This is a genomic window from Rickettsia fournieri (assembly GCF_900243065.1).
Taxonomy (GTDB): Bacteria; Pseudomonadota; Alphaproteobacteria; order Rickettsiales; family Rickettsiaceae; genus Rickettsia; species Rickettsia rickettsii.
This window is the reverse complement of sequence record NZ_LT978484.1, coordinates 485,619-497,944: the sequence shown is the minus strand read 5'-3', so window position 1 is coordinate 497,944 and position 12,326 is coordinate 485,619. Positions and strand designations below refer to the sequence as shown.

The following is a 12,326-nucleotide window of genomic DNA, read 5'->3' as shown; positions in this document are numbered from 1 at the left end:
ATTACAATATGTAGGAAAGAATAGCTGTAGAAAGACAATAAGAAAGCGGTATAGACAAATTATCGTTAATTCTTAAATCTTTTGAATAAAATTCAGCTACTGTAGCCCCTATGCAGCTTATAATAATAATAATAAAACTTGTATTATATCCTAAATAGAAATACACTAATATACTTATAAAAATTGCAGAAGCTGAAAAGGTAATAGAACCGGCTATAGATTTACCGTTACCTAAGCTATTTCCTATTTTAACGCCGACAAGAGCCGCTAAACAATCTGAAATAATTAAAATCAACCACGAACAAATCACTAAATTTTTAGGGAAAAGAAGAGCAGTTAAGAAAAAACCGAGCATCATAAAGCTAACGCCGCTTAAAGCAAAAGAACCGTTATTTTCTTCAAGCCTTATAACTTTTGAAAAAAATCTAGTTACAAATTCGCTAATTTTTGCATTATTATGACGTGATACATCTAAATATAATGTAATAGCCGTTATTATAAATAATAATAACGTAATAGCGGTTCTTGGAATAAATAAATAAAGCAGCGGAAATATTATAGCCGATAGGTGGAAAATTTTACGCTTTTTCTCAAAGTCCAAATCTTTAATTTCCATAAGATTACTAATTTGTTGCTATTGTTATATGAGAAATAATGCCAACATCATTGCGAGCAGTATTCGATGTTATTCCTGCGAAAGCAGGAATAACATAACAGAATCCGCTTAGACAAGGACCACTTGCAATGACGATATTTAGGCAATGCCAAATAATTAAAAAGGCTTATTTGACAAATTTCACTATTACAAATATACTTGCTGAAATCTATATTATTGAAAATAGTATACTAAAATTACTAAATCTATACAATATAATTATGAATACAAAATTTCCTATCACCGCTAAAGGTTTTGAAAAATTAGAACACGAGCTTAAACATTTAAAACATGTAGAACGTAAAAAAATTAGTGCAGATATAGCCGAAGCACGAGAACACGGCGATTTATCCGAGAATGCGGAATATGAAGCGGCACGTGAGAAACAAGCATTTATAGAAGGGCGTATTAAAGAGCTTGAAGATATGACAGCAAGAGCGGAAATTATTGATATTGGTAAATTATCGGGAGATAACATAAAATTCGGGGCTACGGTTACTTTGATCGACGACGATACTGAAGAAGAAGTAACATATATCATTGTAGGAGAATATGAAGCCGATATAACTAGAAAAAGAGTTTCAATCGCTTCTCCTATAGCAAAAGCTTTGATTGGAAAATCGGTAGGTGATTTTGTAGAAGTTACAACACCGAAAGGATCTAAATCATACGAAGTAGTTACCGTTGAATATAAAGAACTAGAACTTTAATTTGATTTTTTTGTCACTATAAACGTTAACCGTATGGCTTGTTATGTCATTCCCGCCTACGCGGGAACGACATCGAGTAGGTTTTTCGATCCATGCAAAAACCCCTGCTCCTTGCAATGACGATTTGGGTATCAACAACGCAGGTATGACATTATTAATTACTTCTTCTTAAACATCTCGAGCATTCTTTTTGTTACTATAAATCCGCCGAAGATATTTATAGAAGCAAGCAGCGTTGCAAAATACCCTAGTAGACCGGGAAACCCAAAAGCAGAGCTACTTGCAGCAATCATAGAACTAAGAACTATAATACCTGAAATAGCGTTAGTAATAGACATAAGTGGAGTATGGAGTGCAGGCGTTACTTTCCACACAACATAATAGCCCACAAAAGAAGCTAATACAAAAATAGTTATAGCAAATACTAGCGGATCTATAGTACTTGTGTTTGTTTGCCAACTAGTATCTATTACCAAATCTTTTAATTTATCTGATAATTCTTGGGTATTATGGGCAATTTCAGCAGCCTGTTTAGCCATCGTCGGTAATTGATTCATATATTTAATTTCTCACTCACAATTTTTCCGTCTTTAGTAATCAACATCTCACGTACTAACGCATCATCCATATTAAACTTACCGTCTTGCAATGCATAGGTTAGAAAATTATACAAATTCTTAGCATATAATTTTGAGCTGTCGGTAGCAATTTTAGTAGCAAGGTTTGATAAACCTATTATTGTAACTCCGTGCTTAGTAACGATCTTATCCGGTTCTGAACCTTCCACGTTCCCGCCTGTACTAGTCGCTATATCAACAATCACTGAGCCGCGCTGCATAGATTCTAGCATTTTTTCCGTAACAAGCAGAGGTGCTTTTTTTCCCGGAATTTGTGCAGTAGTAATAACTATATCATATCCTTTAATAATTTTTGCTAAAAACTCTTCTTGTTTAGCTTTATAATCTTCCGAACTCTCGTGAGCATAGCCTGATTTATCTTGTAAATCCTCCTGTAATTCCGGTGAAACAAACTTAGCTCCTAAGCTTTCTACCTGCTCTTTGGTAGCAGCTCTTACATCATATCCTGCAACAATGCTACCAAGCCTTTTTGCCGTTGCAATAGCTTGAAGACCGGCAACACCGATACCAAGCACTAAAGTTTTACACGGTGAAATCGTCCCTGCTGCCGTCATCATCATAGGAAAAGCCCTTGTGTAATGATAGCTTGCTTCAATTACCGCTCTATAGCCTACTAAGTTACTTTGAGAAGATAAAGCGTCCATATTTTGAGCTTTAGTAATTCTCGGCACAAACTCCATAGCAAAAGTCGTAAGGTTTTTTTTAGCTGCCGCTTTTATATATTCATGATTTAAATAAGGCGATAATAATCCTACAATAATTGCTCCTTTTTTTGCAAATTCAAGCTCACTATATTTATCCGTAACGGATGAAGGTTGCACCTTTAATATAATATCAGCATCAGAAATAATTTCGAGTGGTACCGAAGATATTTTAGCACCTAGAGCAACATATTCTTCATCAAGAAAACCGGCATGAAGCCCTATATCTTTTTCTACCATAACCGTATAGCCTTTTTTGACTAGCAATCCTGCTACTTCAGGCGTTATAACGGCTCGTGTTTCATGCTTGGCTTTTTCTTTTAAAGCAACGATTTTCATAAATACTAATTATATTTTGCATTAACTGAATACATAAGGTATTTTAAACATAATTTAAAATATAAAACAACGAAAATGAAAAAAATATTTTTTCTAATCATTATTTATCTTTTTGTGAATTCAAGCTTAGCATTTGGGGCAGATGATAAAACAGCTATTTCGGAGCTAAAAACTTATCTACGTACGATAAAATCGGTTGCGATAGATTTTACTCAAGAAGATTCGTACGGTAAAATAGTTAAAGGAAAATTACTGATCCATAAACCTTATAATTTTAGATGTAATTATTATCCTCCTTTCCCTTTAGTTATAATAGGTACTAAAAATTTCGTATCGATGTATGATTATGATATGGAGCAAGTAAGCCGTATTAATAGAAGCGAAAATACATTTAATTTTTTATTAGAAGATAATGAGCATTTTGACAAGGATTTTGTTTTTGAATCAGTAATTAACGAAAGAAATATTTCTAAAATTACTATCTATCATACTCTAACGGAAAAACGTAGCGAAATTACTTTTAATAAAGCTACTCAACAAATTGAAGCATTAAAAATATTTGAAGATAATAATATAGTCACTATTACTTTTGATAAAATAGCTAAAGTACAAAAATTTTCCGATGATTTGTTTAAAGTAAAAAACCCTGAAATATTCGGTCCTCCTAAAAGATTAACAAAATCGGAAATAGAAAAAAAATATATTGTTTCTTGAAAATAAACAGGTTATGTTAATTATGCTAGTAGTGGGCATTGTACCTGTTTAGTCGGTCAGGTCTGAAAGGAAGCAGCCAGAGTGGGATTTGATGGGTCATTACTAGCATTATTCTAATTTTTGTCATTTCTACAGCAAGGCGGTTCGTTTTATGTCATTCCCGCGAAAGCAGGAATTCAGTAAAACATATACAAAATACGTATTTTGTAGCAATATCAAGGTTATTTTCTCTAGATTCCCGCTTTCGCGGGAATGACATAGAGAACCATGCAATAAAGCCAGTTTTCTGCTAAAATGATATAAAAAGTCTTATAACTATCGTGCTAGATATAAATTCATCAAATCAATATATTCCTTTTGCAAGGAAATATCGCCCTAGTAACTTTGCCGAGCTTCAGGGGCAAGAGGTATTAGTCAAAGTTTTAAGCTATACTATTTTAAACGATAGGCTCGCCGGAGGCTATCTTTTAACAGGTATTAGAGGAGTCGGTAAAACTACTTCCGCCCGAATTATTGCTAAATCCGTCAACTGTTCTGCTTTAATTACCGAAAATACGACTATTAAAACATGCGAGGAATGTACGAATTGCATCAGCTTTAATAATCATAATCACCCTGATATAATCGAAATTGATGCGGCAAGTAAAACTAGCGTAGATGACATACGTAGAATTATAGAATCCGCCGAGTATAAGCCCCTACAAGGTAAGCATAAAATCTTCATTATTGATGAGGTGCATATGCTCTCTAAAGGGGCATTTAATGCACTTCTTAAGACACTGGAAGAACCACCACCTCATATAATATTTATCTTTGCAACGACGGAAGTACAAAAGATACCTGCAACTATTATCTCAAGATGTCAACGTTATGATTTAAGACGGTTGAGTTTTGAAGAGATTTTTAAGCTACTTGAATATATAACTAAGCAAGAAAATTTAAAAACCGATATAGAAGCACTAAGAATTATAGCTTACAAATCGGAAGGGTCGGCACGTGATGCAGTCTCTATTTTAGATCAAGCAGCTAGTATGTCGGCGAAATCTGACAATATAATTAGTCCTCAAGTAATTAATCAAATGCTTGGGCTTGTCGATAGTTCGGTTATAATAGAATTTGTCGAATGTATTATCCACAGAGAGACGGAAAAAGCTATAAATTTAATAAATAAACTTTACGGTTCTTCGGTTAATCTTGAGATTTTTATAGAATCGGTATCAGATTTTATTGCTTATCTTAATAAAGTAAAAATGTTACCTAATTATAGTTTGCCTATATATGAATCATTTAATGATAGAACTAAAAACATATTAGATAACACCAGCTTGCCGCACTTATCAATCTTATGGCAAATATATAATAAGGGAGTAGGGGAAATAAAAATTTCCTATAACCAACTAACAGAAACGGAAATGTTAGTTATAAAATCTATATATTCGACGTCGCTACCCTTGCTTACAGATTTTGACGGTAATAATCAAAATTTAAATCAATCAATTAATCCAGAAATAAAAAAAAAATTTGAAATTGTAGATTTTCTTGAATATTTATATAAAAATAATGAGATAGATATATATTATTTCCTGCTCAATCATACGGAACTTAAAAATCTCAGTAATAATAGATTAGAGTTCGTAAGTCTTGAAGTTACAAGCAAAATAAAAAGACAAATAGAAGATTTGTTAGCTGCTTTTACTAATGAAAAGTTTGAGATAGTAATAATAAAAGAGCAGAACAAGCAAACCTTAAAGAATCAGTTAATTGGTAAGATTGAAGCAAGTAACGATTTTGGTTTAATTAAAAAACATTTCCCAAATATAACAATTTCAGATATTTTACTTAAAAGCTAAAAATATATAGGATAGAATTATGGTAAATTTTAATCAGTTTTTAAAGCAAGCCCAATCAATGCAAAAGAAAATGCAAGAAGCTCAAGAGCAAATGGCAAATGCAAGATATACCGGTAAAGCCGGCGGCGGACTTGTTGAGGTTATTGCAACCGGTAAAGGCAACGTTGAAAAGATTTCAATTGATGAATCTTTATTAAAAGCAGAAGAAAAAGAAATGCTTGAGGATTTAATTAAAGTTGCCTTTAATGATGCTCAACAAAAATGTGATGAAGATTCTCAAAATTCTTTATCAGGAGCTTTAAACGGTATGAGCTTACCACCAGGCTTTAAAATGCCGTTTTAACACGGCTCTTTTATGTCATTCTTGCAAAGATCGTGTTGAGTGGACACAAGTCGTCATTGCATACGAACGTTAGTGAGCGTGGCAATCTCAGGAATTCTTCGCAATGACGGAAAAACTGCTCCACGCAACAACGTCTTTAGTCGCTTAGCTCATGACGATTTGGTATCCATATTTATTCACAAAATATCATCATAATAAGATGTATTCCCCAACATCTTGTTAAGCTCTGTTTGCGCTATCTCAGGCAAAACTTTAAGTTTCTCTTTTAATATTTGATATTCTTCATTATATATTTCTTTATATTTCAATAGCGTTTTATCCCTATTTTATACCTAAGAGACGGGATAATCATATCGTTTAGTTTATCTAATTTTTGCTCTAATTTTTCTTTTTGCTCTTCTGTTAGCTCTTTTTTACCGGTTTCTAAAAAACTTTTCAAATTACGAGCATCTTGTAGATAAAGTTTAACAACATCAATATTATAATTAGTATCCAAAAGTTTTATTGATGCTTTCCAAGCTATAAATTCTATTAATTTTTCAAATGAAAATTTCTACTAAATTTTCCGTTTCTACATTCTTCTGCCAATTTATGAAAATCATCTTCACAATTTACGTCATCAGGATTAGCCTCTGTCTTAAGTAGTATTTTAACTATATTTTCTTTACTTAGAATAGAAGCTATATGCAGAGGTGTATCATCGTGTTCATTTAGTGGTATTGCTGCAAACTCATTAGAAACAGCCATCTTATTATTGACAAGTTCTTTGATCTTCTTAATGTCTTAATTGTAAATAGTATTAAACAAATTGATTTCGTCATATTTATATTGATACACAAAACCCCTTTTATTTAAAAAAGGCATGTTGGCACTTTTTGATATAAAGGCCAAGAAATAATTAATAATTTAACTATTTCTTAATAATAAGGAAATTTGTAAAAAATAGACATCTTTCCAAAGCAGTTTATAGAGAGGAATTTAAAGGATACACGGAAGCACTTGCCGCTGCAGCATATATACACATACGTGAAGATTAGGGATTAGGATCGACGTACAAATTGCCTTTAGAAGCAAGTTATGCAAGAAGTCTAATAATTCAAGATCAATAAATCCTTATCAATCCTGAAACCTTTGAAACGCTCAAGTAGCGACATACCAAGAAGCGAAATATCAAGGTCACCAAGACCTACATGTCCTTTAATGTTCTTAAATTCCGTACCGATTACTACACTATTTAAGGTTATAGGGGCGGCTTTATTTTCGCCGTTAGCTGTTAGATAAGTTCTAGTATATTTTAATTTAGTTAAGTCAAAGCCTAATTTTTGAGCATCTTCTTTAGTTAAAGCTATATCACTTGCCCCTGTATCTACCATAAATTTTATTTTAACGTTATTTACAAAAGCATTGATATAAAAACGCCCGTCTCTGCTACGGGCTATAATAATTTCTCCGACTTCAGTAGACCATTTATATGATGGAATTAAAGCAGACATTACTCTATGATAAGCGTAGTTCAGCTCAAACCTAAAAGCATAACCAGTTATTATAACTAAGAAAATTACTGCCCACATTGCTAATTGCAAACAAAATCTGCGTATTTCATTTTGGCTAATAGTACTGTAAATTATACTAAATAATATTAATAATGACGCACAAAAACTTCCTATATTTTGTGGTACTTTAAAAAATTTTGGATAATGTTGATTGATATATTTGTATAATAAACCGGTTACAATTACGGTGCTGCAAATGATAAAAATAAGTTTTATGAGTTTTTTATTCATATAATATATTACAAGTAAATAAAGAATAGGTATACGAAGTTCTATCTGAGTATATAAATTTTAATCTATATAATCAAACCAAAGTCCCAGCCCATTTTTAAGTGGAAAACTACCTTCTTGGTTCACTAGAATAATAATTCCAAGTTCTTCTGACGGTATAAAGCCAAAAAAAGAATTAATACCGTTAATTATATAGCCTGAGTGAAAAATTAAATCCTTATTTGAGCATCCTTTTACTTTAAGAATACGCCATCCAAGAGCATAATATGACTCAATCATTTTTTGATCAATAGGCCAAATCGGTTGCCATTTAAATCCAAAAACATCTTTGTTTGATTCTACTATTTTATACATACGATCTTAAAGTACTTTTAGCAATAAGATTCGGTTTATAACCAAAACTAAGTGTGAATATTTCAATCATTCCATCTATCGATGCAAAAATACCGACAGATGCAGGTACCGTCTTTGGGTAATAAGGCGGAAACGGCAGCAATGTTATTACCTCCTGTCCGTCTATTATTGCTTTAGAATGCGGATAAGCAAGTTGTACATTCGGCCCTAGCGGTAATATTTGTATATCTTGCGTTCTAAGCGTTGTACGCAAATTATCTATTGCAGCATTTAAACTTGATTTTTTACAATTTAAAGCTTCTTCAAGTAAACTAAAATATGTTACTATACTTATAGCATTGCCCGGGTTTACAACTAGCTTGTTGTTTTTTTAGCAACGTTAAAAGCTTTGAGCGATTCATTCCTTGCTCAATTTCAATATTTCCTGAGAATTGATAACCTGTTGTATGGCTTAAAATATTATTAAGACTAATAGCATTTTAGGTATGGTAATTTGAATTTTCCGTCAAAATCTCAACTTATCTTGATCTACCATTAATGCAATTGCCGTTGCTGAAACAGCTTTTAAAACCGATGCTAAAGGAAATAAAGTTTTATCCATAAATAACTCCACTATTACCTTTCTGATTTCCAAACGTTGTTTTATAAATAACTTCACCTTTGTATAAAATTGCAATGGCTCCTCCTTGTAATTCGTCTTTTTGCAATTCAAGCTTTTTAGTTTTTGCGGTAATTCTACTCATGTCTGTGCCAAAACTGTACGATGTGATAATAGTAACATTATACTAAAAAATAGGATAAGCTTTTTATTCATATGGCGATATTATTTATTGATTCTATGTCATTCCTGCGAAAGCAGGAATCCAGCTTTCTAAACAAATTATATACTAAATTTTTATATGATTTTTTTTATTTTTACCATTTTTTACTGGATTCCCGCTTTCGCGGGAATGACAAAAGCTACTTTTAACCGCTATTGCCTTTTCTTTATCTTTTAATCTAATAAGTAGCAAGCTCTAATAAATATTTGTCATCTAAAGCTTCAATAATTTGCTCATATAATTCAGCTGGAATTAGATAAGCAATCGGTTTATTATGATTTAATAAGGCAACAGGCTCACCACTTGCCTTATCCAATAATGTAGTAGGGCTTTTTTTAAATTCTGATATACTAACTGCTAGATTTGCATAAATATGTTCCATTATTGACTCCAAGTAAACGAAGAAAGTTATACGAAGATCAACTTGGAAAAGAGCAAGGAGTCTGCAAGACTAGGAGCGGAGCGTATCCTTAATACGTGGCTACCTGCGAACTTATTTAGACGACGTAGCCAGTTTTTTAAGTTCATTGAGGATACCTATAATTAATACTAAATCTAAATACTAATTTATAGGCTATAATTTTATCTTTATCAAGAAAATCACCTTAAATCGCCGATATTCTCTAAAAACAACCTAGCTCGATGCGATGCCGGTTTATTAAAAAAATCCTCGGCAGGCTGATTTGCTAAAATCTGTCCTTGATCCATAAAAATAACACGATCCGCTATTAATTTTGCAAACTTCAAATGGTGCGTGACTACTACCATGCTCATTTGATCTTTTAATAAATTTATATTCTCTATAACATCTTTAATATTTTCAGGATCGAGTGCCGAAGTCGGTTCGTCGAATAACAAAATTTTCGGCTTCATCATTAAAGCCCTTGCTATTGCGGTACGTTGCTTTTGCCCTCCTGATAGGCTTGCCGGATATGAGTCAAATTTTTGCGTTAGCTTAAATTTTGCAAGCAATTCCTTTGCCATAGAAATTGCTTGTTCTTTTGGCAAATTTAAAACATTTACCGGCGTATAGATTAGGTTTTCTCCTACCGTTAAATGCGGGAATAGATTAAAATTTTGAAAAACCATACCAACTTTTAAAAGAAGCTTTCTTCTATCTTTAAGCAGTAGCTTCTTCCCGTCTACCAAAAAAGTACCGCTACTTGGTTCTTCTAAATTATTTAAAATTCTAAGCAGAGTAGTTTTACCGCTTCCCGAAGGACCGATTATTACAGTAGTTTCCTTAGTAGTAAAACTTAAATCAATATTCTTAATTGCGTAATTCTTGCCATAACGCTTACAAACTTTTTCTAAAATAATCATAAACTAGACCATAAATTTATAACCGTCATAAAGCGGCTTAACGTTATTTGGAAGCATTTTCGTAATCTCATGATAATCTATCGTGTGTCTCATATTGGTTAATAATATCTGCTCAGGTTTATATTTTTCACGCCATCCTAAAACTTTATCAAGCCCTGCATGATTCGGATTTGATTTATAATCCATACAATCTAATATCCATATTTTTATATCTTTTAAAAATTTATCTGATTCAGGAGGAAAATCGATTAAATCGGGCGAATAAACGAAATCACCTATACGTAAGCCTAAGCTATCTATAGGACCATGATGCTGTCTAAAAAATTGTATTTCGATAGTATTAATCTTAATTTTATCAAAAAAACTAACAGATTGAGTTGTGAACAGTCGCCCAAGCTTAAATAACTTATTGTTAAATAGATAATCAAATTTTGTATGGAGCTTTGCCGTACTATCGTGATCTGTATAGATTTCAAATGGCTTGCCTTGCATAAAAGTAAATACTCGTAAATCATCGATGCCGTTAACGTGATCGGAATGATAATGTGTTAATATAGCACAATCGAGCTTATTTATCTTTTCTCGTAATAGTTGATTTCTAATATCAAAACCGAAATCAACTAATATTTGACTATTTTCATCGTTAATATATATTGCTGATCTAGTCCTTTTATTGTACTTTGAAGGAGATGTGCAAGTACTACAATCGCATCCGATCACCGGTACGCCTATAGATGCTCCACACCCAAGTATTGTTACTTGTAACATAAATATTTAAAATAATGTTTGAAGTTTTTTATAATTTTTGCGGCTTAAATCAAGAAATATTCTTATTTTTGAATAAACTTACTAATATCGGCTTTATACCTTATTTTTTTAAAATAATTTCGTTTTGTTTTAATATCGCTAATTTCGCCTTAATATATATTTTATACTGTATATATTTTTATATTCAATTAAAGAAAACCAAAAATGATAAGAAGCGGCAAAATAAATTCTGGCACAATTATAATAAGTTAGTTGAAATCGGTATAATATACGGGGTATTCGGTTTAATTTTTACCGCTCTTAAATTTTCAGTTAATTTCCCTCGCCCTTATTGCAGTCTTCCTGTAGATAGTTTCATGACCATAATAAATACTGCAAACGAAAGATGCTTTTCAAGCTTTCCAAGCAGCCACGCAGCTCTTAGCGTGTTAGTAACGTATTTTGCTTGGAATTATATAAAATTACCATTAAAAATCTTAATGATTTGTGTTATTATGCTCGTGTCTTTATCTCGCATAAGCCTTGCTATGCATTACCCAAGTGATATAATCTACGGCATTATTATTGCATTTATAACAATACTGATAGGTAAGTTAATTTATCGTATCTTTGCAAATCATATAATAAGAAAGATCGGGGATTTTCTATTAATGAGGCAGTAATTAAGAAAAAACATATAAAAAACTTGTTTTTTAATCTTGAAAGTTTTTAATATGCGCGCTACAATGTAGCTACATTATTGAAAGAAGATTTTTATGTCTGCTGATTCTATTGTGCGAGCCCGTATTAATGAAGACGTGAAAGAAGAAGCAGCTTTAGTGCTTGCTGCTATGGGACTTACTTTATCTGATGCTGTTCGTATGCTGTTATTTCGTGTTGCTCGTGAAAAAGCATTGCCGTTTGATCCACTTATCCCAAATGATGAAACAATTAAAGCTATGAAAGCTGCAAGAAGCGGCAAATTAGTTCATGTTGGTAATATCAATAATTTGTTATCTGATTTAAATGAGAACGATTAAACGTACTGCACAGTTTAAACGTGGAATAAATTTGGATGATATTTTACTGAAAGCAGTTAGATACTTGGTTGCTGATATAACATGACCTATACATATGAGAGATCATGCCCTTATAGAGGTAATTGGAAAGATTTTAGAGATTGTCATATTAAACCGGATTTAGTATTAATTTATAGAAAACCCGATGCTGACACATTGGAGTTAATACGATTAGGTTCACACAGTGCACTTGGTTTTTAATTATTTTGAAATGAACCGGGAACGAGTTCCCCCAAAAACCATCTAACTATCCATAGTACTGGACAGT

18 protein-coding genes, 1 other RNA gene and 2 pseudogenes are annotated in these 12,326 nt (G+C 32.3%); 9 read left to right on the top strand and 12 right to left on the bottom strand.

Translation table 11 applies throughout. From position 1 onward, the window contains the following. Position 1 precedes the first annotated feature (1 nt). Positions 2–616 (bottom strand): diacylglycerol/polyprenol kinase family protein, encoded by a 615-nt coding sequence (locus tag C4Q30_RS05710; protein WP_103897452.1) that lies wholly within the window; start codon positions 614–616, stop codon positions 2–4. Positions 617–876: 260 nt separating this feature from the next. On the opposite strand from C4Q30_RS05710, the gene greA reads away from it, so the two are divergent. Then, complete coding sequence (gene greA, locus C4Q30_RS05705; RefSeq protein WP_004997127.1) at positions 877–1,365, top strand: transcription elongation factor GreA; 489 nt, start codon at positions 877–879, stop codon at positions 1,363–1,365. A 158-nt stretch (positions 1,366–1,523) separates the two neighbouring features. On the opposite strand, the gene C4Q30_RS05700 is transcribed toward greA, so the two are convergent. Both C4Q30_RS05700 and C4Q30_RS05695 read right to left on the bottom strand, forming a co-directional pair. After that, positions 1,524–1,922 (bottom strand): NAD(P) transhydrogenase subunit alpha part 2, encoded by a 399-nt coding sequence (locus tag C4Q30_RS05700; protein ID WP_010977888.1) that lies wholly within the window; start codon positions 1,920–1,922, stop codon positions 1,524–1,526. Continuing rightward, a complete protein-coding gene (locus C4Q30_RS05695; RefSeq protein ID WP_103897451.1) occupies positions 1,919–3,043 on the bottom strand; it encodes a Rossmann-fold NAD(P)-binding domain-containing protein in 1,125 nt (374 codons plus the stop codon). Before C4Q30_RS05695 ends, C4Q30_RS05700 begins: the two co-directional genes overlap by 4 nt. 75 nt (positions 3,044–3,118) lie before the next feature. Here C4Q30_RS05695 and C4Q30_RS05690 point away from each other — a divergent pair, with 75 nt between their 5' ends. From C4Q30_RS05690 to C4Q30_RS05675, 4 genes are all read left to right on the top strand, one after another. After that, positions 3,119–3,757, top strand: coding sequence for an outer-membrane lipoprotein carrier protein LolA (locus C4Q30_RS05690; RefSeq protein WP_103897450.1), 639 nt, complete (start codon positions 3,119–3,121; stop codon positions 3,755–3,757). Between the two features lie 20 nt (positions 3,758–3,777). Beyond that, positions 3,778–3,871: signal recognition particle sRNA small type (gene ffs, locus C4Q30_RS05685), an RNA gene on the top strand. Positions 3,872–4,077: 206 nt separating this feature from the next. Next, positions 4,078–5,607 carry a DNA polymerase III subunit gamma/tau gene (gene dnaX, locus C4Q30_RS05680; RefSeq protein WP_103897449.1) on the top strand — a complete coding sequence of 510 codons (1,530 nt, stop codon included), beginning with the start codon at positions 4,078–4,080 and terminating at the stop codon, positions 5,605–5,607. A gap of 19 nt (positions 5,608–5,626) precedes the next feature. Further along, positions 5,627–5,950: a YbaB/EbfC family nucleoid-associated protein gene (locus C4Q30_RS05675; RefSeq protein WP_014121165.1), complete on the top strand. Its 324-nt coding sequence runs from the start codon at positions 5,627–5,629 to the stop codon at positions 5,948–5,950. Positions 5,951–6,254: 304 nt separating this feature from the next. On the opposite strand, the gene C4Q30_RS05670 is transcribed toward C4Q30_RS05675, so the two are convergent. Beyond that, positions 6,255–6,446 (bottom strand): hypothetical protein, encoded by a 192-nt coding sequence (locus C4Q30_RS05670; RefSeq protein ID WP_014121166.1) that lies wholly within the window; start codon positions 6,444–6,446, stop codon positions 6,255–6,257. A 35-nt stretch (positions 6,447–6,481) separates the two neighbouring features. Further along, positions 6,482–6,697, bottom strand: coding sequence for an ankyrin repeat domain-containing protein (locus tag C4Q30_RS05665; RefSeq protein WP_103897448.1), 216 nt, complete (start codon positions 6,695–6,697; stop codon positions 6,482–6,484). 176 nt (positions 6,698–6,873) lie between these two features. Between C4Q30_RS05665 and C4Q30_RS05660 the strand changes: the two are divergent. Further along, positions 6,874–6,984, top strand: a pseudogene (locus C4Q30_RS05660) (palindromic element RPE1 domain-containing protein); the annotation flags it as partial. Positions 6,985–7,038: 54 nt separating this feature from the next. Here C4Q30_RS05660 and C4Q30_RS05655 read toward each other — a convergent pair. From C4Q30_RS05655 to C4Q30_RS05630, 7 genes and pseudogenes are all read right to left on the bottom strand, one after another. Next, positions 7,039–7,734 (bottom strand): TIGR02281 family clan AA aspartic protease, encoded by a 696-nt coding sequence (locus C4Q30_RS05655; RefSeq protein WP_103897447.1) that lies wholly within the window; start codon positions 7,732–7,734, stop codon positions 7,039–7,041. 60 nt (positions 7,735–7,794) lie between these two features. Then, the gene (locus C4Q30_RS09110) at positions 7,795–8,088 is read right to left on the bottom strand and encodes a serine hydrolase (RefSeq protein WP_245207506.1); all 294 of its coding nucleotides are present in this window, start codon (positions 8,086–8,088) and stop codon (positions 7,795–7,797) included. After that, positions 8,081–8,341 carry a hypothetical protein gene (locus C4Q30_RS09105; RefSeq protein WP_103897446.1) on the bottom strand — a complete coding sequence of 87 codons (261 nt, stop codon included), beginning with the start codon at positions 8,339–8,341 and terminating at the stop codon, positions 8,081–8,083. Before C4Q30_RS09105 ends, C4Q30_RS09110 begins: the two co-directional genes overlap by 8 nt. A gap of 252 nt (positions 8,342–8,593) precedes the next feature. After that, positions 8,594–8,764 (bottom strand): beta-lactamase family protein, encoded by a 171-nt coding sequence (locus C4Q30_RS09850; protein WP_245207505.1) that lies wholly within the window; start codon positions 8,762–8,764, stop codon positions 8,594–8,596. Between the two features lie 292 nt (positions 8,765–9,056). Then, positions 9,057–9,291: pseudogene (locus C4Q30_RS05640) on the bottom strand (type II toxin-antitoxin system Phd/YefM family antitoxin); the annotation flags it as partial. A 218-nt stretch (positions 9,292–9,509) separates the two neighbouring features. Further along, positions 9,510–10,232, bottom strand: coding sequence for an amino acid ABC transporter ATP-binding protein (locus tag C4Q30_RS05635; protein WP_014014917.1), 723 nt, complete (start codon positions 10,230–10,232; stop codon positions 9,510–9,512). Positions 10,233–10,235: 3 nt separating this feature from the next. Next, positions 10,236–11,000 carry an MBL fold metallo-hydrolase gene (locus C4Q30_RS05630; RefSeq protein WP_103897444.1) on the bottom strand — a complete coding sequence of 255 codons (765 nt, stop codon included), beginning with the start codon at positions 10,998–11,000 and terminating at the stop codon, positions 10,236–10,238. 14 nt (positions 11,001–11,014) lie between these two features. Here C4Q30_RS05630 and C4Q30_RS05625 point away from each other — a divergent pair, with 14 nt between their 5' ends. The 3 genes from C4Q30_RS05625 to C4Q30_RS10785 all read left to right on the top strand — a co-directional run bounded on the left by C4Q30_RS05625 (position 11,015) and on the right by C4Q30_RS10785 (position 12,259). After that, the gene (locus tag C4Q30_RS05625) at positions 11,015–11,662 is read left to right on the top strand and encodes a phosphatase PAP2 family protein (protein WP_103897443.1); all 648 of its coding nucleotides are present in this window, start codon (positions 11,015–11,017) and stop codon (positions 11,660–11,662) included. Between the two features lie 93 nt (positions 11,663–11,755). Beyond that, on the top strand, positions 11,756–12,019 hold the full coding sequence (locus tag C4Q30_RS05620; RefSeq protein WP_014014920.1) for a type II toxin-antitoxin system RelB/DinJ family antitoxin: 264 nt from the start codon (positions 11,756–11,758) through the stop codon (positions 12,017–12,019). An 81-nt stretch (positions 12,020–12,100) separates the two neighbouring features. Then, complete coding sequence (locus C4Q30_RS10785; protein ID WP_458692642.1) at positions 12,101–12,259, top strand: type II toxin-antitoxin system mRNA interferase toxin, RelE/StbE family; 159 nt, start codon at positions 12,101–12,103, stop codon at positions 12,257–12,259. Positions 12,260–12,326: the final 67 nt, after the last annotated feature.